This is a genomic window from Paracidovorax sp. MALMAid1276 (assembly GCF_049198005.1).
Taxonomy (GTDB): domain Bacteria; phylum Pseudomonadota; class Gammaproteobacteria; order Burkholderiales; family Burkholderiaceae_C; genus Acidovorax.
In genome coordinates this window covers 1-20,699 of sequence record NZ_JBMIRS010000018.1, presented here as the reverse complement: position 1 = coordinate 20,699, position 20,699 = coordinate 1, and the positions used below count along the sequence as shown (strand labels likewise).

Annotated in this window: 20 protein-coding genes; 13 read left to right on the top strand and 7 right to left on the bottom strand. The window is 67.4% G+C overall.

The genetic code is table 11. From position 1 onward, the window contains the following. Nucleotides 1-12 precede the first annotated feature (12 nt). The 3 genes from ACOQFS_RS00385 to ACOQFS_RS00375 form a co-directional block, all read right to left on the bottom strand. A complete protein-coding gene (locus tag ACOQFS_RS00385) occupies nucleotides 13-234 on the bottom strand; it encodes a DUF350 domain-containing protein (protein WP_421560998.1) in 222 nt (73 codons plus the stop codon). An 80-nt stretch (nucleotides 235-314) separates the two neighbouring features. After that, entirely contained in the window at nucleotides 315-1,817 is a 1,503-nt protein-coding gene (locus ACOQFS_RS00380) for a DUF4178 domain-containing protein (protein ID WP_421560997.1), read from the bottom strand. Nucleotides 1,818-1,920: 103 nt separating this feature from the next. Continuing rightward, nucleotides 1,921-2,982 (bottom strand): SPFH domain-containing protein, encoded by a 1,062-nt coding sequence (locus ACOQFS_RS00375; RefSeq protein WP_421560996.1) that lies wholly within the window; start codon nucleotides 2,980-2,982, stop codon nucleotides 1,921-1,923. A 219-nt stretch (nucleotides 2,983-3,201) separates the two neighbouring features. Between ACOQFS_RS00375 and ACOQFS_RS00370 the strand changes: the two genes are divergently transcribed. Beyond that, a complete protein-coding gene (locus tag ACOQFS_RS00370) occupies nucleotides 3,202-3,465 on the top strand; it encodes a DUF2061 domain-containing protein (RefSeq protein ID WP_421560995.1) in 264 nt (87 codons plus the stop codon). Between the two features lie 272 nt (nucleotides 3,466-3,737). On the opposite strand, the gene ACOQFS_RS00365 is transcribed toward ACOQFS_RS00370, so the two are convergent. Together ACOQFS_RS00365 and ACOQFS_RS00360 are read right to left on the bottom strand one after the other, a co-directional pair. Continuing rightward, nucleotides 3,738-4,040: a flagellar basal body rod protein FlgC gene (locus tag ACOQFS_RS00365; RefSeq protein ID WP_421560994.1), complete on the bottom strand. Its 303-nt coding sequence runs from the start codon at nucleotides 4,038-4,040 to the stop codon at nucleotides 3,738-3,740. Between the two features lie 84 nt (nucleotides 4,041-4,124). Further along, nucleotides 4,125-5,033 (bottom strand): LysR family transcriptional regulator, encoded by a 909-nt coding sequence (locus tag ACOQFS_RS00360; RefSeq protein ID WP_421561010.1) that lies wholly within the window; start codon nucleotides 5,031-5,033, stop codon nucleotides 4,125-4,127. Between the two features lie 212 nt (nucleotides 5,034-5,245). On the opposite strand from ACOQFS_RS00360, the gene ACOQFS_RS00355 reads away from it, so the two are divergent. The 9 genes from ACOQFS_RS00355 to ACOQFS_RS00315 all read left to right on the top strand — a co-directional run bounded on the left by ACOQFS_RS00355 (nucleotide 5,246) and on the right by ACOQFS_RS00315 (nucleotide 15,998). After that, the gene (locus ACOQFS_RS00355; protein WP_421560993.1) at nucleotides 5,246-6,604 is read left to right on the top strand and encodes an aspartate aminotransferase family protein; all 1,359 of its coding nucleotides are present in this window, start codon (nucleotides 5,246-5,248) and stop codon (nucleotides 6,602-6,604) included. Nucleotides 6,605-6,621: 17 nt separating this feature from the next. Continuing rightward, nucleotides 6,622-7,275, top strand: a complete 654-nt coding sequence (locus ACOQFS_RS00350; RefSeq protein WP_421560992.1) for a DJ-1/PfpI family protein — start codon at nucleotides 6,622-6,624, stop codon at nucleotides 7,273-7,275. A 70-nt stretch (nucleotides 7,276-7,345) separates the two neighbouring features. Continuing rightward, nucleotides 7,346-8,863, top strand: a complete 1,518-nt coding sequence (locus tag ACOQFS_RS00345; RefSeq protein ID WP_421560991.1) for a CoA-acylating methylmalonate-semialdehyde dehydrogenase — start codon at nucleotides 7,346-7,348, stop codon at nucleotides 8,861-8,863. A gap of 318 nt (nucleotides 8,864-9,181) precedes the next feature. Then, nucleotides 9,182-10,774, top strand: coding sequence for an ABC transporter substrate-binding protein (locus ACOQFS_RS00340; protein ID WP_421561009.1), 1,593 nt, complete (start codon nucleotides 9,182-9,184; stop codon nucleotides 10,772-10,774). Nucleotides 10,775-10,795: 21 nt separating this feature from the next. Next, on the top strand, nucleotides 10,796-11,749 hold the full coding sequence (locus tag ACOQFS_RS00335) for an ABC transporter permease (protein ID WP_421560990.1): 954 nt from the start codon (nucleotides 10,796-10,798) through the stop codon (nucleotides 11,747-11,749). 22 nt (nucleotides 11,750-11,771) lie between these two features. Further along, entirely contained in the window at nucleotides 11,772-12,668 is an 897-nt protein-coding gene (locus ACOQFS_RS00330; protein ID WP_421561008.1) for an ABC transporter permease, read from the top strand. A gap of 11 nt (nucleotides 12,669-12,679) precedes the next feature. Further along, nucleotides 12,680-13,753 (top strand): ABC transporter ATP-binding protein, encoded by a 1,074-nt coding sequence (locus ACOQFS_RS00325; RefSeq protein ID WP_421560989.1) that lies wholly within the window; start codon nucleotides 12,680-12,682, stop codon nucleotides 13,751-13,753. Nucleotides 13,754-13,821: 68 nt separating this feature from the next. After that, on the top strand, nucleotides 13,822-14,817 hold the full coding sequence (locus ACOQFS_RS00320) for an ABC transporter ATP-binding protein (RefSeq protein ID WP_421561007.1): 996 nt from the start codon (nucleotides 13,822-13,824) through the stop codon (nucleotides 14,815-14,817). After that, nucleotides 14,814-15,998: an amidase gene (locus ACOQFS_RS00315; protein WP_421560988.1), complete on the top strand. Its 1,185-nt coding sequence runs from the start codon at nucleotides 14,814-14,816 to the stop codon at nucleotides 15,996-15,998. The genes ACOQFS_RS00320 and ACOQFS_RS00315 overlap by 4 nt, the downstream gene beginning before the upstream one ends. 28 nt (nucleotides 15,999-16,026) lie before the next feature. Here the strand turns inward: ACOQFS_RS00315 and ACOQFS_RS00310 are convergent, their stop codons facing one another. Next, entirely contained in the window at nucleotides 16,027-16,653 is a 627-nt protein-coding gene (locus ACOQFS_RS00310) for an ureidoglycolate lyase (protein WP_421560987.1), read from the bottom strand. A 258-nt stretch (nucleotides 16,654-16,911) separates the two neighbouring features. Between ACOQFS_RS00310 and ACOQFS_RS00305 the strand changes: the two genes are divergently transcribed. The 3 genes from ACOQFS_RS00305 (at nucleotide 16,912) to ACOQFS_RS00295 (ending at nucleotide 20,398) form a co-directional block, all read left to right on the top strand. Then, nucleotides 16,912-19,266: an NADP-dependent malic enzyme gene (locus tag ACOQFS_RS00305; protein WP_421560986.1), complete on the top strand. Its 2,355-nt coding sequence runs from the start codon at nucleotides 16,912-16,914 to the stop codon at nucleotides 19,264-19,266. 155 nt (nucleotides 19,267-19,421) lie between these two features. Next, complete coding sequence (locus ACOQFS_RS00300; protein ID WP_421560985.1) at nucleotides 19,422-19,832, top strand: ribonuclease domain-containing protein; 411 nt, start codon at nucleotides 19,422-19,424, stop codon at nucleotides 19,830-19,832. Between the two features lie 140 nt (nucleotides 19,833-19,972). Continuing rightward, entirely contained in the window at nucleotides 19,973-20,398 is a 426-nt protein-coding gene (locus ACOQFS_RS00295) for a barstar family protein (RefSeq protein ID WP_015016366.1), read from the top strand. Between the two features lie 67 nt (nucleotides 20,399-20,465). Here the strand turns inward: ACOQFS_RS00295 and ACOQFS_RS00290 are convergent. Further along, the coding region (locus tag ACOQFS_RS00290) for a hypothetical protein (protein ID WP_421560984.1) at nucleotides 20,466-20,699 on the bottom strand (234 nt) is incomplete at its 5' end.

The following is a 20,699-nucleotide window of genomic DNA, read 5'->3' as shown; positions in this document are numbered from 1 at the left end:
TGCGGGCAGGGCTCAATGAATCGCCGCCGCCACGATGATGCTGATGCCCAGGCACATCGCGGCCACCACCAGGGCCAGGGCCTTGTTCTGCTTTTCGACGATTTCGCGCCACAGGTCGTAGGGGGTGATCTTGTCGACGATGACAAAACACACCCAGAAAATGACGACGCCGATCAGCGCATACAGCATGGACCCGAGGAAGGCTGCGGGCCGGAGCCATTCGATTCCCATCATGGTGCGATCTCCTAGAAAACGGTGGGGGTGTGGGTGGTGTGTGGGTGCGGGGGTGGGGGGCCGTTGCCCGCTGTCTCTGGCTACTTGTGGCTGCCGCCGGACGAGTATCCGCCGAACGAGCCGCCCGAGCTGCGATAGCTGCTGCCCGATGAGCCCGAGCAGTTGCTCAGGAGGATGAGCAGGATGAGGATGACCACCGCGATGAGGATGATGGTGCCGCAGCCCAGGCCGGATTGGGCGACAAAGGGGCCGGGGTCGTCACGCTGGAGCAGGTCTTTTTTGTCCTGCAGGTTGAAGGCCTTGGCCACGGCGTCGCTGGCGATCTTGTCCCCGGCGGACCAGGTGACCTCGTTGGGGCTGCGCTCCAGCGACAGCAGGCCCTTGCGGCTTTCGAAGTCGGTGTTGCTGGTCTTCTGCCCGCGCGAGACCTGCCAGTAGAACTCGCCCAGCACATAGGTGGTTTCGGCGTCGTAGCTGTACTTGCGGGTGTACTGGGTGCCCATGTAGGTGGCCGTGGCGCCGTTGGTCGCCAGCTGCGGCGCGCCGGTGGTGGGGCGCACCATGCTCCAGCCCTCTTCCGAGTCGACCAGAAACGCAAAGCCGCGCTTGCGGTTGTAGAGCAGGTATTCGCTCCAGCCGAAGTGCTCGTCGTCGCCCGGCGCCGCGCCCATGCGGTGCTGAAAGCCCACCACCTGCCAGTGCACGCCCTGCAGCTGGCCTTTGCTGCCCAGCGGGATGATGGGGCGCACGGGCTCGTCCTGCTCGGCCGCGCGCAGCTCGCCGCCCACGCCGCTGCCCAGGTCGATGATGCTGGCGCACGAGCCGCAGGTGAGGCTCTTGGTGGTGGACAGCTGCACCTGCACGGGTGCGCCGCAGTGCGGGCAGTTGAACTGGCGGCTGTTTTTTTCGTCCTTGGCCGATTCGTCCTTCAGGCCCTGCAGCTGCAGGTCTTCGAGCAGCACGGCGCGGCCGCGCTCCACGCCCGGCGGGGTGTGGCCGTAGTCGATGCTGACCACCTCGCCGTCGCCGCTGCGCAGCTCGACCATGCCGAACGGGTGGCCCAGCGGTGGCAGCTTGGGCAATTCGCCCTGCGCGGAGATGAGCGAGGCCTGGCCGGTGTAGGCCACGCTGTAGGGCTTGCCGTTGATGGCCGTGGTAGTGCCCAGGCGAAAGCGCTCGGGCGCGGGCATCTCGCGGCCCGGGTCGATGGGGCGGGTGAAGACGTAGGCGCCGTTGTCTTCGCCCAGCGTGGCCATGGTGCCGTCTTGCAGAAAGGCCACCCACTCGGTCCACACGCCGGCGTCGCCCTGGTACTGCAGACGGCCGATGAGGGTGAAGGGCAGGTCCTTGCCGTCGAGCACGATGCGGCCGCTGGCCATCAGCTGCAGCGGGCTGTGGTCGTCGAACAGCTCGGCCATCTTGCCCAGGCGCGTGAGCACGTCGCCACTGCGCACCACGGTGCTCTGGCAATAGCCGCAGACGGCGTGCGTGGACTGGGCGCTCTTGAACTCCACCGGCGCGCCGCAGCCGGGGCAGGGCGCGCGGTAGACGCGCTGGGTGGGTGACGGGGGTGGGGTGGCCATGGGGCGGGGCTGCCTGCACCGCTCAGCGGTATCTTTGAGCCATTTTGGCCCCTAGCGCTTATCCCTCAAGCGCAAGCAGCTATGTTTTTTGTAGCGTCGCCGTTCAGACCAGCTTTTTCAGCAGCTCGGCCTTCTTGGCATCGAACTCTTCCTGCGTGAGGATGCCCTTGGACTTGAGTTCGCCCAGCTTTTCGAGCGTGGCCATCACCTCTTCGGGCTTCACGCCCACCGGCGCTGCGGCGGCCTGCGCGGCAGCCGCAGCGGCGGGCGCCACGGGGGTCTGCAGGCCCTGCTGCAGGTTTTGCGCCAGCACCTGGCCCAGCGCCACGCCGGCGCCCAGGCCCATGGCGTCGCCCGCAATGCCGCTGCCGCCACCGCCCCCCGCGCCGCCTTCGGCAAACTTGGGGATGGCCTGCGCCGTCTGGTACTGCATGAACTTGGCCATGTCGTTGCCGACCATGCCCATGCCGATCTTCTGGTCGAGGATCTTCTGCAGCTCTTCGGGCAGCGAGACGTTCTGCACCGTGAAGTTTTCGATCGCCAGGCCCAGCTTGGCGAAGATGGGCGCGAGTTCGGCAACCAGCGCCTGGGCAAACATCACCTGGTTGGCCGCCAGGTCCAGAAACGGCAGGCCGCTGCTGGCGATGGCGTTGCTGATGTTCTGCAGCACGATGCCGCGCAACTGGCCCTCCAGGTCGGCCACGGGGTAGGACTCGCGCGTGCCCGAGATCTCGGTGTGGAAGGCCTTGGGGTCGGCAATGCGGAAGGCGTAGTTGCCGAAGGCGCGCAGCCGCACGGCACCGAAGTCCTTGTCGCGGATGGTGATGGGCTGGGGCGTGCCCCACTTCTGGTCGATCTGCTGGCGCGTGCTGAAGAAGTACACATCGCTCTTGAAGGGCGACTCAAACAGCTTGTCCCAGTTCTTCAGGTAGGTCAGCACGGGCAGTGTCTGCGTGGTGAGCTTGTAGGTGCCCGGCCCGAACACATCGGCCACCTGCCCTTCGTTCACGAACACCGCCATCTGCGATTCGCGCACCACCAGCGTGCCACCGTTCTGGATTTCCATGCCCGACATCGGGAAGCGCCAGGCCAGCGTGCCGTCGCCCTCCTCGGTCCATTGGATGACGTCAATGAACTGTTTCTTGATGAAGTCCATGAGGGCCATGTGTGCTCCCAAAACAAAGAGGTAAGAGGGGGTCGAAGGGAGGGCCATCATAGCAACCGCCCCTCGGCCTGCGGCGGCCTGCGCAGGGGTTTTGATAGTGCCTATGTCTTGATTAGCGATGTTCAATTGGCATTTGCTATTGAGAATCACTACCATTTCAACACCGCTGCACGCCCTCCCTGCTGCAGCCATCGCAGAGATATGAACAAGGAGCCCGCCATGTCCCGCATCCGCCGCACCGCACACGAGAACAAGACCATGTTGATGAAGACGGCCAGCTACTACGTGATCCACATCGCCGTGGCAGCCATGGTGGCCTATGCCGTCACCGGCAACCTGTGGGCGTCGCTCACACTGAGCTTGCTGGAACCCACGGTGCAGGCCGTGGCGTTCTTCTTTCACGAGAAGGCCTGGAGCCGCGTGGGCCGGGGCACCGCAGGCGACAACAACGCCAGCGCCAACGCAGCCCCGCAGGGCGCCTGAGGCCTGCACGGACGCACCGAAGAAGGACAGGAGTGCATCGCCATGTACACCATCCCCTTGCACAGCCGCACCGCAGCCGGCCTGGCATTTCAGCGCTGGCTCGTCCAACGCCTGGCGGGCCTGGCACCGGCAGGCTGACCACGCCGGCCGCGGTTGCCGCAGCCATCGCCGCCGCCAGAAACGACAAAGCCCCGCCAGCGGGGCTTTTCATTCACTCACTCACTCAATCACTCGGACCGACGGACAGGAAGGAAAGCTGAACGCCCCGCCGTTCACGCCCGGATGTCGAGCAGCGACCCCATCATGGCGTCCTGGGTCTTGAGCGTCTGCAGGTTGGCCTTGAAGGCATAGGTGGCCGACATCTGCTCCACGGCCTCCTGCTCCAGCGCCACGCCCTCCTGCGGCTGGCGCTGCACCGTGGCCCGCACCCCCGCGCCCTCGGCCACGGCCTCCTGCGACACCGCATGCCGACGAAAGCCGGGCGTGTTCATGTTGGCCACGTTGTGCGCCGACGCGTCCATGCGCAGCTGTGCGGCCTGCAGGCCGGAGGAGGCGATGGAAAGGATCGATGCCATGGTGCGATTTACAAAACGTTGCAAATAGAGCGTGCATTCTGAACCTGCAGTGCGCCCAGCGCAAGGCAAGCCCCTGGAACCCGCTCAGCCCGTGGCGTGCGCCTGCACCAGGCACTGCGCAAACGCCTGCGCCGCCCGGGGCGGCTGCGGCGACTTGCGCAGCACGCTCACGAACTGGCAGCGGTAGTGGAACTGCGCGGGCAGCACGGCCTGCATCAGGCCCTGGCGCTCGAAGCTTTCGGCGTAGTGGTCGGGCAGGAAGCCCAGGTAGCGGCCTGAGAGGATCAGCGTGGCGATCGACTCCTGGTCGAACCCCGTGGCCTTGCGGGGCAGGCGGGTGCTGTGGCTCAGCTCCATGTTGGGCGAGTGGTAGCCCAGCCCTGCGAACTGGTGGGCGCGCAGGGCCTCCCAGGTGAGGGCGGCGTGGTCGCCGCCAAACAGCGGGTGGCGCGCGCCGCAATACAGCAGCATGGTTTCGGTAAACAGGTCGGCATAGGCCAGGCTCTGTGACGTGCGGTGCGCCGGGATGATGCCCACGTGAAAGCTGCCGTCGATGAGCCCCCGCTCGATGGCGGGGATGGAGGCCACGTGCATCTGCAGGCTCACGTCGGGCGCCTGCTGGGCGAAGAGGGCGATGGCGTCGCCGATGTGCGCGGCGGGGTTGCTGGCGGTCTTGTCGAAGATCGCCACCTCCAGCCGGCCGCCCATGCGGCGGTGGATGTCGTCGATGCTGCTGCGAAAGGCCTCCACCGCGCTCAGCAGGTGCAGGGTCTCGTCATACACACGCTGCCCCTCGGCCGTGAGCGCAAACCCCGCCCGGCCCCGGCGGCACAGCGTGAGGCCCAGGCGGGTTTCCAGGTCCTTCATGTGGCGGCTGACGGTGCTGGTGCCGATGTTCAGCTCCAGCTCGGCGGCCGACATGCCGCCGCATTCCACCACGGCCTTGAACACCTGCAAGAGGCGCAGGTCCATGTCGCTCAGCTGGCCCAGCACCGCGCGGTGCTTGGGTGCAGGCGCGGCCAGGGATGGCGCGGCAGTCGGCGCGGCAGACGGTGCAGCGGATGGCGCTGCGGATGGCGGGCGCCCCGCCCGGGGTTTTACTTGCATAAATCCTCAAGTAAACATGGATATTGCTTCATTGGAGAGATTAACACCGCCGCCAACAATGGCTGCTTTCGCCCCCTTACTGCCTGGAGAGGAATGCCATGAGCTTCGCCGTCATCGACCCCCAACCCGAAGCCGCCGTGCGCACCGACGCCGCCTGGCTGGACGCCCACTGGATGCCCTTCACCGGCAACCGCAACTTCAAGGCCAAGCCGCGCATGATCGTGAGCGCCCAGGGCGCCTACTACACCGATGCCGAAGGGCGCAAGATTTTTGACGGCCTGTCGGGCCTGTGGTGCTCGGGCCTGGGGCATGGCCGCAAGGAAATCGCAGAGGCCATCGGCCGCGCCGCCGCCACGCTCGACTATTCGCCCGCGTTCCAGTTCGGCCACCCCGCCTCGTTCGCGCTGGCCAACAAGCTCAAGGAGCTGACGCCTGCAGGGCTCAACCATGTGTTCTTCACCGGCTCGGGCTCGGAGTCGGCGGACACGTCGCTGAAGATGGCGCGCGCCTACTGGCGCACCAAGGGCCAGGCGGGCAAGACGCGCCTGATCGGCCGCGAGAAGGGCTACCACGGCGTGAACTATGGCGGCATCTCGGTGGGCGGCATCGTGGCCAACCGCAAGACCTACGGCCAGGGCATCGAGGCCGACCACATTCCCCACACCCAGCCGCCCGCTGGCTCTTTCTATAAGGGCATGCCTGACACCGATGGACGCGCGCTGGCCGACAAGCTGCTGGACGTGATCGCCCTGCACGACGCGAGCAACATCGCCGCCGTGATCGTCGAGCCCTTCTCCGGCTCGGCCGGCGTGGTGATCCCGCCCAAAGGCTATCTGCAGCGCATCCGCGAGATCTGCACGCAGAACAACATCCTGCTGATTTTTGACGAGGTCATCACCGGCTTTGGCCGCTGCGGCGCGTGGACGGGCGCGGAGGCCTTCGGCGTGACGCCGGACATCCTGAACTTTGCCAAGCAGGTGACCAACGGCGCGCAGCCGCTGGGCGGCGTGATGGTCACCCGGGACATTTACGACACCTTCATGGGCGCCGGCGGCCCCGAGTACATGCTCGAATTCACCCACGGCTACACCTATTCGGCCCACCCCGTGGCGTGCGCCGCCGGCAATGCGGTGCTCGACATCCTGCAAAAGGAAGACATGCCTGCCCGCGTGAAGGCGCTGGCGCCGTACTTCGAGAACGCCGTGCACGGCCTCAAGGGCGCCCAGCATGTGGCGGACATCCGCAACTACGGCCTGGCTGCGGGCATCACCATCAGCGCGCTTCCCGGCGAGCCTGCCAAGCGCCCCTACGAGATCGCGATGAACTGCTGGGACAAGGGCTTTTACGTGCGCTACGGTGGCGACACCATCCAGCTCGCGCCGCCCTTCATCAGCACCGAGGCCGAGATCGACCGCCTGGTGAGCGCCCTGGGCGACGCCTTGCAGGAAACCGCATAAGCCTTACCGCTCGGCCCATGCGCATTGCCATCCTGACCTTTGACGCCTTCAACGACCTGGATTCGCTGGTCGCGTTTGGCATGCTCAGCCGGATCGCCCTGCTGGGCGACACGGACTGGCACGTGCGCATTGCCAGCCCCACGCCGCGCGTCACGTCCATGAACGGGCTGACCATCGACGCGCATGAAGACCTCAGCCAGTTGGCTGATGCCGACGCGGTGTTGGTGGGCAGCGGCATGAAGACGCGCGAGGTGGCCAACACCCCGGCGCTGATGGAGCCGCTGCGCGCGCTGAACCCTGAACGCCAGTTGCTGGCCGCGCAGTGCTCCGGCACCTACTTGCTCGGCCGCCTGGGCCTGCTGGGCGGCACGCCCGCCTGCACGGACCTGACCAGCAAGCCCTGGGTGGTGGAGTCGGGCGTGGACGTGGTGCCGCGCGCCTTTGCGGCCCGGGGCAACGTGGCCACTGCAGGTGGCTGCCTGGCTTCGCAGTACCTGGTGGCGTGGCTGATCGCGCGCCTGAAGGGGCTGGATGCTGCGCGCGAGGTGCTGCACTACTTTGCGCCGGTGGGCGAAAAGCAGGAAACCATCGACCGGGCGCTGGCCCATGTGTTGCCGCATGCGCTGCCCCCTGTGCAGCCCACGCTGGAGACGCAGGCCGCCGCGGCCTGATTACTATGATTTTTATAGCTGTCAACGCTTATTGAATAAGCGCTGAAGGCACTTTTTACTTGAAATCATCATGAACCACGACAAGAACGTCACCTCCACCGTCGGCCACCTGATCGACGGCCAGATCGTTGCCGACACCGCGCGCACCCAGCCCGTGTTCAACCCCGCCACGGGCCAGTCGACCACCAGCGTGGCGCTGGCCAGCAAGGCCACGGTGGAGGCCGCGATCGCTTCGGCCGAGGCCGCCTTCCCCGCCTGGCGCAACACGCCCCCGCTCAAGCGCGCGCGCGTGATGAGCAAGCTCAAGGTGCTGCTCGAAGAAAACGCCGACAAGATCGCCGCGATGATCACCGCCGAGCACGGCAAGGTGCTGGCCGATGCCCATGGCGAGCTGCAGCGCGGCATCGAAAACGTGGAATATGCGAGCTACGCGCCCGAGCTGCTCAAGGGCGAGCACAGCCGCAACGTGGGCCCGTCCATTGATTCGTGGAGCGAGTTCCAGGCGCTGGGCGTCACGGCCGGCATCACGCCGTTCAACTTCCCGGCCATGGTGCCGCTGTGGATGTGGCCCATGGCCGTGGCCTGCGGCAACACCTTTGTGCTCAAGCCGTCCGAGCGCGACCCCAGCAGCACCCTGTTCATCGCCCAGCTGGCGCTGGAGGCGGGCCTGCCGCCCGGCGTGCTGAACGTGGTCAACGGCGACAAGACCGCCGTGGACACGCTGCTGCAGGACCCGCGCGTGAAGGCCGTGAGCTTCGTGGGCTCCACACCCATCGCCGAGTACATCTACAGCGAGGGCTGCAAGCACGGCAAGCGCGTGCAGGCCCTGGGCGGCGCCAAGAACCACGCGGTGCTGATGCCCGACGCCGATGTGGACAACGCCGTGAGTGCGCTGATGGGCGCGGCCTATGGCTCGTGCGGCGAGCGCTGCATGGCCATCCCGCTGCTGGTCGCCGTGGGCGACGAAGTGGGTGACGCCGTGATCGCGGGCCTCAAGACCGAGATCGCCAAGATGAAGGTGGGCCCCGGCACCGACAACAGCAACGACATGGGGCCGCTGGTCACCCAGCCCCACTTTGAGAAGGTGAAGGCCTATGTGGACAGCGGCGTGGCCGAGGGCGCCACGCTGGTGGTGGACGGCCGCACGGTGAAGGTGGCGGGCCATGAGGAAGGCTACTTCCTAGGCGCCTGCCTGTTCGACAACGTCAAGCCCGGCATGAAGATCTACCAGGAAGAGATCTTCGGCCCCGTGCTGGGCGTGGTGCGCGTGAAGACGCTGCAAGAAGCCATGCAGCTCATCAACGACCACGAATACGGCAACGGCACCTGCATCTTCACCCGCGACGGCGAGGCCGCCCGCTACTTCACCGACCACATCCAGGTGGGCATGGTGGGCGTGAACGTGCCCCTGCCTGTGCCCGTGGCCTACCACTCGTTTGGCGGCTGGAAGCGCAGCCTGTTTGGCGACCTGCACGCCTACGGCCCCGACGCCGTGCGCTTCTACACCAAGCGCAAGACCATCACCCAGCGCTGGCCCAGCGCCGGTGTGCGCGAAGGCGCGGTGTTCAGCTTCCCCAGCAGCCGCTGAAGCCCGCCCCCGGTGGGAGCCCCGCGCTTCCGCCCCATCCAGACGGCCCCGCGTGGGCCGTTTTTTATGTGGTGCGGCCACTCGGGGCGGCCGCCTGTGCACCAGACCGGGGCATCCGACCGGTGGCACCGCGTTTCTGGTGCAGAGTGGATGGAGGGATCACTGAAACACGTGGCATGTCCCTTGCTATCCAGGCGTATCCCTCAACCCGATAACCCCTGGAAGGCCAGCCCCATGCGCACTGCACCGCTCTCGACACTGCCCCGCCACCGGTCCCGCACCCCCATCGCCCTGGCACTGCTCACTGCTTTCTCGCTGATGGGCGGCTCGGCCGCACTGGCGCAGGACAAAGTGCTGCGCATCGCGATGACGGCCGCCGACATCCCGCGCACGCTGGGCCAGCCCGACCAGGGCTTCGAGGGCAACCGCTTCACCGGCATTCCCATCTATGACTCGCTCACGCAGTGGGACCTGTCCAAGGCCGACGCGGCCAGTGTGCTGATCCCTGCGCTGGCCACTTCGTGGGCGGTGGACGACAAGGACAAGACCAAGTGGGTGTTCAAGCTGCGCCCCGGCGTGAAGTTCCACGACGGCTCGGCCTTCAATGCCGATGCCGTGGTCTGGAACGTGGCCAAAGTGCTCGACAAGGATGCCGTGCACTTCGACGCGAGCCAGGTCGGCGTGACCGCGTCGCGCATGCCCACGCTGCGCTCGGCCCGCAAGATCGACGACCTGACGGTGGAGCTGACGACCAGCGAGCCCGATTCCTTCCTGCCGCTGAACCTGACCAACCTTTTCATGGCCTCGCCCGAGCATTGGCAGAAGAAGTTCGAGGCCGCCGCCGGCGCCACACCGGCTGACAAGTCCAAGGCCGCGTGGACGGCGTTTGCCGCCGATCCGGCCGGCTCCGGCCCCTTCAAGGTGACCCGCTTCGTTGCCCGCGAACGCCTGGAGCTGGCGGCCAACAAGGCCTACTGGGACCCCAAGCGCACGCCCAAGATCGACAAAGTGGTGATGCTGCCCATGCCCGAGGCCAACGCCCGCACCGCGGCGCTGCTGGGCGGCCAGGTGGACTGGATCGAGGCGCCCGCGCCCGACGCCATGCCGCAGATCACCCAGCGCGGCTACAAGATCTACTCCAACGCCCAGCCCCATGTGTGGCCCTGGCAGCTGTCGTTTGCCGAGGGCTCGCCCTGGCTGGACAAGCGCGTACGCCAGGCGGCCAACCTGTGCATCGACCGGGGCGGCATGAAGCAGCTGCTGGGCGGCATGATGGCCGAGCCCAAGGGCACGGTGCCACCCGGCCACCCCTGGTGGGGCAACCCCAAGTTCGACATCAAGTACGACGTGAAGGCCGCGCAGGCGCTGATGACGCAGGCGGGCCACTCGGCCGCCAAGCCGCTGAAGGTGAAGGTGCAGATCTCGGCTTCGGGATCGGGCCAGATGCAGCCGCTGCCGATGAACGAATTCGCGCAGCAGTCCCTCAAGCAGTGCTACTTCGACGTGCAGTTCGACGTGATCGAATGGAACACGCTGTTCACCAACTGGCGCAAGGGCGCCAAGGACCCGTCGGCCAACGGCGCCAACGCGGTCAACGTGAGCTTCGCGGCCATGGACCCGTTCTTTGCGATGGTGCGCTTCGTCAGCACCAAGACCTTCCCGCCCGTGTCGAACAACTGGGGCTATTACGGCAACGCCGAGGTGGACAAGCTGGTGGCCGACGCCCGCACCGCCTTTGACGACAAGGCCCGCGACGCCGCGCTGGCCAAGCTGCACGCCCACGTGGTGGAGGACGCGCCCTTTGTGTGGATCGCCCACGACGTGGGCCCACGCGCGATGTCGGCCAAGGTCAAGAACGTGGTGCAGCCGCGCAGCTGGTTCATCGACATCGCCACGATGACGATGGACTAAGCAGGTCCGAACGAACCCGCCATGCTGACCTATCTGCTGCGCCGCGTCGTCTACGCCCTGCCCATCATGCTGGGCGTGGCGCTGGTGTGCTTTCTGCTGGTGCACCTGGCGCCGGGGGACCCGCTGGTGTCCATCCTGCCGCCGGATGCGTCGGCCGAGTTGCAGGCGCAGCTGCGCGAGCTGTATGGCTTCAACCGCTCGCTGCCCGAGCAGTTTGCGATGTGGGTGTGGCGGGCGCTGCACGGCGACCTGGGCGTGTCGATTGCCAGCAACCGGGCCGTGGCCAGCGAGGTGATGACGGCCGTGGGCAACACACTGCGGCTGGCGGTGGTGGCCACGGCCATCGGCTTTGTGCTGGGCTGCCTGTTCGGCTTCGTGGCCGGGTACTTCCGCAACTCGTGGGTGGACCGGCTTGCGTCCATGCTGTCGGTGCTGGGCGTGAGCGTGCCGCACTACTGGCTGGGCATGGTGATGGTCATCGTGTTCAGCTCGCAGCTGGGCCTGCTGCCGGCCACCGGCGCCGGGCCGGGCGGATCGGGCGAGTGGGCCTGGGACTGGGCGCACCTGCAGTTCCTGGTACTGCCGGCGCTGACCATGTCCGTCATCCCGATGGGCATCATCGCGCGCACGGTGCGGGCGCTGGTGGCCGACATCCTGGAGCAGGAGTTCATCCTGGGCCTGCGCGCCAAGGGGCTCACCCACTGGGGCGTGTTCCGCCACATGGTGAAGAACGCTGCACCCACCGCGCTGGCCGTGATGGGCCTGCAGCTGGGCTACCTGCTGGGCGGCTCCATCCTGATCGAGACCGTGTTCTCGTGGCCGGGCACGGGGTTCCTGCTGAACTCGGCCATCTTCCAGCGCGACCTGCCGCTGCTGCAGGGAACCATCCTGGTGCTGGCGCTGTTCTTCGTGGTGCTCAACCTGCTGGTCGATGTGCTGCAGACCCTGCTGGACCCGCGCATCGCCCGCGCCTGAGCCGGAAACCGCCATGACCTCCATGACCGCGTCCACCACCCCGATGCTTGCCCCCACCGACAGTGCGCCCGCAGCGCCTTCGCGGGGCTACTGGGGCGCAGCGCTGCACCGCTTTGCCCGCGACCCCGTGGCCATGGGGGCGGCGCTGGTGGTGCTGCTGCTCGTCGCGCTGGCCGTCTTCGGCCCCTGGATCGCGCCGGCCGACCCCTATGCCGCCTCGATGCTCAAGCGGCTCAAGCCCATCGGCACCGAAGGCCTGCCGCTGGGCAGTGACGAGCTGGGCCGGGACATGCTGTCGCGCCTGATCGTCGGCGCGCGGCTGTCGCTGTTCATCGGCATCACGCCGGTGGTGTGCGCCTTCATGCTGGGCTCGGCCATCGGCATCGTGGCGGGGTATGCCGGGGGCATCACCAACACGGTCATCATGCGCACCATCGACGTGTTCTACGCCTTTCCGTCGGTGCTGCTGGCGATTGCGCTGTCGGGCGTGCTGGGGGCGGGCATCGTCAATTCGCTGATCTCGCTGACCATCGTGTTCATTCCGCAGATCGCGCGCGTGGCCGAGAGCGTGACCACGCAGGTGCGCAACCGCGACTATGTGGAGGCGGCGCGCGCCTCGGGTGCCGGTGCCTTCACCATCGTGCGGGTGCATGTGCTGGGCAACGTGCTGGGGCCGATCTTCGTGTACGCCACCAGCCTGATCGCGGTGTCGATGATCCTGGCCTCGGGCCTGTCGTTCCTGGGCCTGGGCGTGAAGCCGCCCGAGCCCGAGTGGGGCCTGATGCTGAACACATTGCGCACCGCCATCTACGTGCAGCCCTGGGTGGCGGCGCTGCCCGGGCTGATGATCTTCATCACCTCCATATCGTTCAACATCCTCTCCGACGGGCTGCGCGCGGCCATGGACAACAAGGGCTGAGGAGCTGCCACATGCACACCCACACCGATGTCGGCGGCCCTGCCCAGCCCCTGCTCACCATCTCGGGGCTCGTCAAGCACTTCCCGCTCAAGCGGGACGCCCTGGGCCGCGGTGGCGGTGTGGTGCGCGCCGTGGACGGCGTGGGCTTTCAGGTGCTCAAAGGCGAAACCCTGGGCGTGGTCGGCGAGTCAGGCTGCGGCAAGTCCACCACCGCGCGGCTGCTGATGCAGCTGATGGCGCCCACGGCGGGCGAGATCGTGTTCGACGGGCGCACCGTGGGCAGCCGCGACCTGCCGCTCAAGGAGTTCCGCCGCCAGGTGCAGATGGTGTTCCAGGACAGCTATGCGTCGCTGAACCCGCGCCTGACCATCGAGGATTCGGTGGCCTTCGGCCCGCAGGTGCATGGCGTGCCCCAGCGCGAGGCGGTTGCCCGCGCGCGCAGCCTGCTCGACCGCGTGGGCCTGGCGCCTGCGCGCTTCGCCGAGCGTTATCCGCACGAGCTGTCGGGCGGCCAGCGCCAGCGGGTGAACATCGCCCGCGCACTGGCGCTGCAGCCGCGCATGGTGATCCTGGACGAAGCCGTGTCGGCGCTGGACAAGTCGGTCGAGGCGCAGGTGCTGAACCTGCTGAGCGAACTCAAGGCCGAGTTCGGGCTGACCTATGTGTTCATCAGCCACGACCTGAATGTGGTGCACTACATGAGCGACCGGGTGATGGTGATGTACCTCGGCCAGGTCGCCGAGATCGGCCCCTCGGACCGTCTGTTCAAGACCCCTGCGCATCCCTACACCGCAGCGCTTCTGTCGTCCATGCCCTCGATGGACCCGGACCGGCGCACCGAGACCGCGCCCCTGGCCGGGGACCCGCCCAACCCCATCCATCCGCCATCGGGCTGCCGCTTTCACCCGCGCTGCAGCGTGGCGGCTGCCGTGTGTGCCAGCCGGGTTCCGGTGCACACCATCACCGGCCCGCACCATGCGGCAGCATGCCTGGTGCACGAGCCGGACAGCGGCCATCCGCAAGCGGGCTCCGTCAACCCCGCCGCCGCCGCCGACGCCGTCGCCACCGCCGATACCTCCGCATGAAGGCCGCCGCCATGAACGCTGCCCCCGCCACCTCCCTTTCGCCGCCGACTGACGACGCGGGCTCGCAGATGGTGGAGCTGCGCGACCTGAGCGTCACCTTCACCGGCGGCCGCCGACCGGTTCGCGCGGTCAGCGGCGTGAGCCTGACCGTGCGGCGTGGCGAGGTGGTGGCGTTGATCGGAGAGTCCGGCTCGGGCAAGAGCGTGACCTTGCGTTCTCTGCTGCGCCTGCACCCCGAGCGGCGCACGCAGTGGGCGGGCACCGTGAAGGTGGCGGGTCTGGACGTGCTGGCCCTGTCGGGCCGCGCGCTCGCCGACTACCGGGGCAAGGTGGCATCGATGATTTTCCAGGAGCCTTTGCTGGCGCTGGACCCGGTGTACACCGTGGGCGCGCAGATCGTGGAGTCCATCCGTCGCCATGAAGACGTGTCGCCGGCCGAGGCCCGGCAGCGCGCGCTCGCGCTGTTCGAGCGCGTGCGCATTCCCAGCCCCGAGCGGCGCCTGCAGGCCTACGCGCATGAGATGTCCGGCGGCATGCGCCAGCGCGCCATGATCGCGCTGGCGCTGGCCTGCCGCCCGCAGCTGCTGCTGGCCGACGAGCCCACCACCGCGCTCGATGCCACGGTGCAGATCCAGATCCTGCTGCTGCTGCGCGAGCTGCAGCGCGACCTGGGGCTGTCGGTGATCTTTGTCACGCACGACATCGGCGCCGCCGTGGAGGTGGCCGACCGCATTGCCGTGATGTATGCCGGCCGCATCGTCGAGGAAGGCACGGCGCGCGACCTGATCCGCCAGCCCCGGCACCCCTACACCATCGCGCTGCTCAAGAGCCGGGCCCACGGCGCCATGGCGCGCGGCACGCCGCTGGACACCATTGGCGGGGCGCCGCCCGACCTGTCGGCCCTGCCGCCGGGCTGCGCCTTTGCCGAGCGCTGCCCGCTGGCCACCGACGCCTGCCGGGCCCGCGTGCCCGACGCCGTGGCGATTGCGCCCGGCCACCGCGCGCTGTGCCTGCGCACCGATGACGCCGCCGCACTGGCCCCTGACCTGCTGCCCACCCCATGACCCTGCACGACACCGCCCACGCCTTCGTTCCCTATCCCCCCGCACCCGTGCCGCATGCCGGCACCGGGCCGCTGGCCGGGCTGCGCTTTGCGGTCAAGGACCTGTTTGACGTGGCGGGCTACCCCACGGGCGGCGGCAACCCGGTGGTGCTGGCACTGTCGGGCATCAAGACGCGCACCGCGCCCACGGTGCAGAGGCTGCTCGACGCCGGCGCCGCCCTGGTGGGCAAGACGGTGACCGATGAGCTGGCGTTCTCGATGAACGGCAACAACGCGCACTTTGGCGCGCCCCTCAATGGCGCGGCGCCCGACCGCATCACCGGCGGCTCGTCGTCGGGGTCTGCATCGGCGGTGTCGAGCGGTCTGTGCGACTTTGCGCTGGGCACCGACACCGGCGGATCGGTGCGTGCTCCGGCCAACCACTGCGGCTTGTATGGGCTGCGCCCCACGCACGGCCGGATCAGCCTGGCCGGAGCGCTGGACCTGGCGCCCAGCCTGGACACCTGCGGCTGGTTCGCGCGCGACGCCGCCACCTTCGCGCGCGTGGCCGATGTGCTGCTGGGCCCGGATTCGAATCCGCTGCCGGCAACGCCCCGCCTGCTGTGGCCCACCGACGTGTGGACGCTGCTGGAGCCTGCGGTGGCCGAGGCGCTGCAGGCCGCCACGCACCGGGTCACCCGCGTGCTGGGGCCGCTGCAGCCCACCCGGGTGGTGCTGGAGTCGCTGGAGGAGATGTACTGGAGCTTCCGGTACATCCAGGGACGGGAGGCATGGCAGACCGATGGCCCCCTGATCGAGCGCTACGCGCCGCCGCTCGGGCCGGGCGTGGCCGAGCGGTTTGCGTGGTCCAGCACGGTGACGGACGGGCAGATGGCACAAGCCAGCGCCTTTCGCACGCGCTTTCGAGCGCATCTGGGCAGCATGCTGGGCGCGGACGGTGTCCTGATCATGCCCACCATGCCTGATGTGGCGCCGCTGCGGTCCGCGCCGGAGAGCAGCCTGGAGGACTACCGCAACCGCGCGATACGGATGCTGTGCATCGCCGGGCTGTCGGGGTTTGCGCAGCTGTCCATGCCGCTGGCAGAGCGCGACGGCGCGCCCCTGGGCCTGTCGCTGCTGGGCCCTGCGGGCAGCGACCGCTCGCTGGTGGGCCTGGCCGAACGGATCGCCGCAGCGGCGTGAGCGCAGCCGCGCGGGGCCGCCGCCCCGGTCATGGCGGCAGAAAGCTGCGTGGCAAAAGGACGGGCGCGGGCAGCGTATGGATGTCGCAGTCGGCCTCCGGCCCGGCGCGCTCGATCACCAGGAAGTCGCCCGCGTCCACAGCCACCAACGCGTGGTGCCACGTGCCCGGCCACAGCACGATGCCCTGGTGGCCGTCGGTCACGAACGCGTGCAGTGCATCGGCCTGCGGCGCGGGCCCTGCAGCCGCCACCACCGCGACAAACCGCCCGCGCCCCCACGGCACAAAGGTCTGGCTGCCCCATTGGTGGCGCTCCAGCGCCTGCAGCTCCAGCGGAAAGCGCCGCGCCTGGGCCCTGAACACCGCGAGCTGCGCCCGCCCGCCCCGGGCACCCAGCTGCAGGTCGTCCACCAGATCGAAGCGCTCGGCGGTGCCGCCGTTGATGGCGCGCCCGGCTCCCGTTTGCGCCGCAGCACGCGCTTCGGCGGCAACGCGCGACAGGCCGGACTCGCGCGTGTCGCCTCGATCATTCCCGCCGCCCAGGCCCACCGGGGAGGGCGCCTGCAGCACCGCGCCAAACGGAGCGAAAGCCTCGGGTGTCAGGGGCACGGGCACCAGGATGGCAGACGAAGACTGCGGGGCATTGGACATGTTCATGCCACGGTGGCAGCAAGAACCGGTCCTGATCGGGTGGCAAGCGTTGCAGGGCGGCCGACGGCATTCGTGCAGGCCCGTGTGGTGCGGCGCGGATTGCATCGATGGGAGTCACAACGCTTGTGCCCGTATAAGCAGATTCGCTTACTAGGGTTTTTACGCACGCCCCCCTACAATCGCTGACCCTTACAAAGCTGACAGCCCGCGCAGCGCCCCGAGCCGCACGGTTGTCGCATTTTTCCTGAGTTGGAGACATCGAGAATGCCCGAGAACACCACGGCCCAGAACAACAACAGCACCCACAGCGATTCCGACAAGCGCGCCCAGCTGCGCCGTGCCGCTCTCGAGTACCACGAGTTTCCCAAGCCCGGCAAGGTGGCCATTGCGGCCACCAAGCAGATGATCAACCAGCACGACCTGGCGCTGGCCTATTCGCCCGGCGTGGCTGCGCCCTGCGAGGAGATCGTCAAGGACCCGGCCAACGCGTTCCGTTACACCAGCCGCGGCAACCTGGTGGCCGTGATCAGCAACGGCACCGCCGTTCTGGGCCTGGGCGACATCGGCGCGCTGGCGTCCAAGCCGGTGATGGAAGGCAAGGGGGTGCTGTTCAAGAAGTTTGCCGGCGTGGATGTGTTCGACATCGAGATCGACGAGAAGGACCCCGCCAGGCTGGTGGAAGTGATCGCGGCGCTGGAGCCTACCTTCGGCGCCGTCAACCTCGAAGACATCAAGGCCCCCGACTGCTTCTACGTGGAGCGCGAGCTGCGCAAGCGCATGAAGATTCCGGTCTTCCACGACGACCAGCACGGCACGGCGATCACCGTGGCAGCGGCCATGGTGAATGCGCTCAAGGTGGCGGGCAAGAAGATCGAGGACATCAAGCTGGTCACCAGCGGCGCGGGCGCGGCGGCACTGGCCTGCCTGAACCTGCTGCTCAAGGTGGGCGTGCAGCGCAAGAACGTGTTCGTGACCGACCTGGCGGGCGTGGTCTATGAAGGCCGCGAAGAGCTGATGGACGACGACAAGCGCCAGTTCATGCAGAAGACCGACGCGCGCAAGCTGGCCGAGGTGATCGTGGGTGCGGACGTGTTCCTGGGCCTGTCGGCCAGCAACGTGCTCAAGCCCGAGATGGTGGCCACCATGGCCGAGCGCCCCGTGATCTTTGCGCTGGCCAACCCCAACCCCGAGATCACGCCCGAGCTGGCGCACAGCGTGCGCAGCGACATCATCATGGCGACAGGGCGCTCGGATTACCCGAACCAGGTCAACAACGTCCTGTGCTTTCCGTACATCTTCCGCGGCGCGCTGGACTGCGGCGCGACGACCATCACCGACGAGATGGAGATTGCGGCCGTGCACGCGATTGCCGAGCTGGCGCAGGCCGAGCAGAGCGAAGTGGTGGCGGCCGCCTATGTGGGCGAGAAGCTGTCGTTCGGCCCCGACTACCTGATCCCCAAGCCGTTCGATCCGCGCCTGATGATGAAGATCGCGCCGGCCGTGGCCCAGGCTGCGGCCGACAGCGGCGTGGCCCAGCGGCCCATTGCCGACATGGACGCCTACCGCGACCGGCTGCAGACCTTTGTGTACGCCTCGGGCACGACGATGAAGCCCATCTTCGACGCCGCCCGCAATGCGCCCCGCAAGCGCGTGGCCTATGCCGAAGGCGAAGAAGAACGCGTGCTGCGCGCCGCGCAGATCGTGGTGGATGAGCGGGTGGCGCGCCCCACGCTGATCGGCCGGCCCGGCATCATCGCGCAGCGCATCGAAAAGTTCGGCCTGCGCCTGAAGGAAGGCGTGGACTACGACGTGGTGAACACCGACTTCGACCACCGCTACCGCGACTTCTGGCAGACCTACCACCGCATGACCGAACGCAAGGGCATCACCCAGCAGGTCGCCAAGATCGAGATGCGCCGCCGCCTCACGCTGATCGGCTCGATGATGCTGCACAAGGGCGAGGTGGATGGCCTGATCTGCGGGACCTGGGGCACCACGGCCAACCACCTGCTGTACATCGACCAGGTGATCGGCAAGCACGCCGGCGGCGCCGAGAGCACTGCGCAAGACGTGCCGGTGTACGCCTGCATGAACGGGCTGATGCTGCCCGGCCGCCAGGTGTTTCTGGTGGACACGCACGTGAACTACGACCCCAATCCGCAGGAACTGGCCGAGATCACGGCCCTGGCCGCCGAGGAGATGATGCGCTTTGGCATCAAGCCCAAGGCCGCGCTGCTGTCGCATTCCAATTTCGGCACCAGCAACCACCCGAGCGCCGTGAAGATGCGCCAGACGCTGGAACTGCTGCGCCAGCAGGCGCCATGGCTGGAAGTGGACGGCGAAATGCACGGCGACGTGGCGCTGGACGGCAAGGCCCGTGCGGCCCTGATGCCCAGCAGCGAACTGACCGGGGACGCCAACCTGCTGGTGTTTCCCAACATCGACGCCGCCAACATCGCCTACAACCTGCTCAAGACGGCAGCGGGCGGCGGCATTGCCATTGGCCCGGTGCTGCTGGGCGCCGCCAAGCCCGTGCACATCCTGACGCCCAGCGCTACCGTGCGCCGGATTGTGAACATGACAGCCCTGACGGTTGCGGACGCCAACGCCTCAAGATAAGCCACAAAACCGGTAGCAAGCACTAACTCAAAATGCGTGCTACCGGCTTCAGTGTGTGCCCAAACTTTGGGCAGACGCTTGCTTTTTGGGCCCTGTTGCGTCACACTAGCGGCTCGAAATTTCGGGTTAACCCGTAGTTTCTGAAAGGTTCGTTGATGCTGAAGGCTGTTGCCACCCGGGCGCGCAAAGCAGGGGTTTTGTGTGTGTTGGGTGTTGCGTTCTTGGTGTCCCCGGTTGTGGGGCACGCCCGGAATTCCCCGTCCACCGACGGCTCCCCCGCCCCCATCGCTCTGTCAGAGTTGCCGCCCCAAGGGCGCGCCACGTATGCGCTGATCCTGGAGGGAGGGCCTTTTCCGTACGACAAGGACGCCACGGTATTCGGCAATCGCGAGCGGCTGTTGCCCGCGCAGCAGCGTGGCTACTACCGCGAATACACCGTCAGAACACCAGGATCGCGCAATCGGGGAGCCCGGCGCATCGTGTGTGGCGGCAAGCAACCCCGGACGCCGGATGCCTGCTACTACACCAGCGATCACTACGCGAGTTTCCGCAAGATCGTGGAGTAAATCCGTTGCGCTGGGCGCAGGCCAGAGATACGCTGGCGGCCGTTAGCGCACCCCCTTGAATCACCCACCCCGCAGGCAGCTGTGCGCTGCGTTGCGGAGAGCCAGAAGTTTGTGGATTTAATAGAGAAAGAGTAGCGCAGATGCAGACGCCACTTCGGAAAGACCTGGAAACGCCACTGCGTGGCGTGCGCACCAACATCGTGCAATCCATTCGCGCGTTCCGCGTGCAGGACCTGCAGGATGCCGCCACCTCCATGGGCCACCATTTCCTGTATGCCAACCTGGCCCACGCGCAGTCCAAGCAGGACGTGCTGGACCTGATCGCCGCGCAGTTCACGTTCCCGTCGCACTTCGGCAAGAACTTCGACGCGCTGTACGACTGCATGACGGACCCGTTGCACAAATCGGGCCCGCAGCCCGGCTTCATCGTGGTGCTGGAGCAGATCCCCGCCACGGGCAAGTTCGACAAGGAAGCGCGCGAACAGCTGCTGGACATCTTCCGCGACGCGGCCGACTACTGGGGCGACCGCAAGATTCCCTTCCGGTGCTTCTATTCTTTTCTGTAGCCCGTTCTGCATCTACCAGCCAAGCAGAACGGGCGAACGAGGCTACCCAACCCCAGAACAGCGGCGTTCAGGGCATCGAAATCAGCGCCGAGTCCGGCGAGAAGATGCCGACCGACAAACTCGTGGACGTGTCGCCCATGGCACTGCGCATGAGCAGCCCCTTCAACGCGGGGTACTGGCTTTCGGCCGCATGAGTTAGGGGGGCATCCCCCTGAGCGGCTTCGCCGCTTCCCCCTTCTCTCGAATGGCTGCGCCATTCGGGAAGGGGGACACCGCCAGCGCGGCGGGGCGGCCCTTGCGC

Excerpts from the sequence above, each read along its gene's own strand:
- ACOQFS_RS00325 (WP_421560989.1), top strand. The coding sequence starts at position 12,680 with ATGCACACCCACACCGATGTCGGCGGCCCTGCCCAGCCCCTGCTCACC.
- ACOQFS_RS00350 (WP_421560992.1), top strand. The coding sequence starts at position 6,622 with ATGCGCATTGCCATCCTGACCTTTGACGCCTTCAACGACCTGGATTCG.
- ACOQFS_RS00380 (WP_421560997.1), bottom strand. The coding sequence starts at position 1,817 with ATGGCCACCCCACCCCCGTCACCCACCCAGCGCGTCTACCGCGCGCCC.
- ACOQFS_RS00310 (WP_421560987.1), bottom strand. The coding sequence starts at position 16,653 with ATGAACATGTCCAATGCCCCGCAGTCTTCGTCTGCCATCCTGGTGCCC.
- ACOQFS_RS00300 (WP_421560985.1), top strand. The coding sequence starts at position 19,422 with ATGCTGAAGGCTGTTGCCACCCGGGCGCGCAAAGCAGGGGTTTTGTGT.
- ACOQFS_RS00340 (WP_421561009.1), top strand. The coding sequence starts at position 9,182 with ATGGGCGGCTCGGCCGCACTGGCGCAGGACAAAGTGCTGCGCATCGCG.
- ACOQFS_RS00335 (WP_421560990.1), top strand. The coding sequence starts at position 10,796 with ATGCTGACCTATCTGCTGCGCCGCGTCGTCTACGCCCTGCCCATCATG.
- ACOQFS_RS00365 (WP_421560994.1), bottom strand. The coding sequence starts at position 4,040 with ATGGCATCGATCCTTTCCATCGCCTCCTCCGGCCTGCAGGCCGCACAG.
- ACOQFS_RS00295 (WP_015016366.1), top strand. The coding sequence starts at position 19,973 with ATGCAGACGCCACTTCGGAAAGACCTGGAAACGCCACTGCGTGGCGTG.
- ACOQFS_RS00370 (WP_421560995.1), top strand. The coding sequence starts at position 3,202 with ATGTCCCGCATCCGCCGCACCGCACACGAGAACAAGACCATGTTGATG.
- ACOQFS_RS00355 (WP_421560993.1), top strand. The coding sequence starts at position 5,246 with ATGAGCTTCGCCGTCATCGACCCCCAACCCGAAGCCGCCGTGCGCACC.
- ACOQFS_RS00305 (WP_421560986.1), top strand. The coding sequence starts at position 16,912 with ATGCCCGAGAACACCACGGCCCAGAACAACAACAGCACCCACAGCGAT.
- ACOQFS_RS00320 (WP_421561007.1), top strand. The coding sequence starts at position 13,822 with ATGGTGGAGCTGCGCGACCTGAGCGTCACCTTCACCGGCGGCCGCCGA.
- ACOQFS_RS00315 (WP_421560988.1), top strand. The coding sequence starts at position 14,814 with ATGACCCTGCACGACACCGCCCACGCCTTCGTTCCCTATCCCCCCGCA.
- ACOQFS_RS00375 (WP_421560996.1), bottom strand. The coding sequence starts at position 2,982 with ATGGCCCTCATGGACTTCATCAAGAAACAGTTCATTGACGTCATCCAA.
- ACOQFS_RS00330 (WP_421561008.1), top strand. The coding sequence starts at position 11,772 with ATGACCGCGTCCACCACCCCGATGCTTGCCCCCACCGACAGTGCGCCC.
- ACOQFS_RS00385 (WP_421560998.1), bottom strand. The coding sequence starts at position 234 with ATGATGGGAATCGAATGGCTCCGGCCCGCAGCCTTCCTCGGGTCCATG.
- ACOQFS_RS00345 (WP_421560991.1), top strand. The coding sequence starts at position 7,346 with ATGAACCACGACAAGAACGTCACCTCCACCGTCGGCCACCTGATCGAC.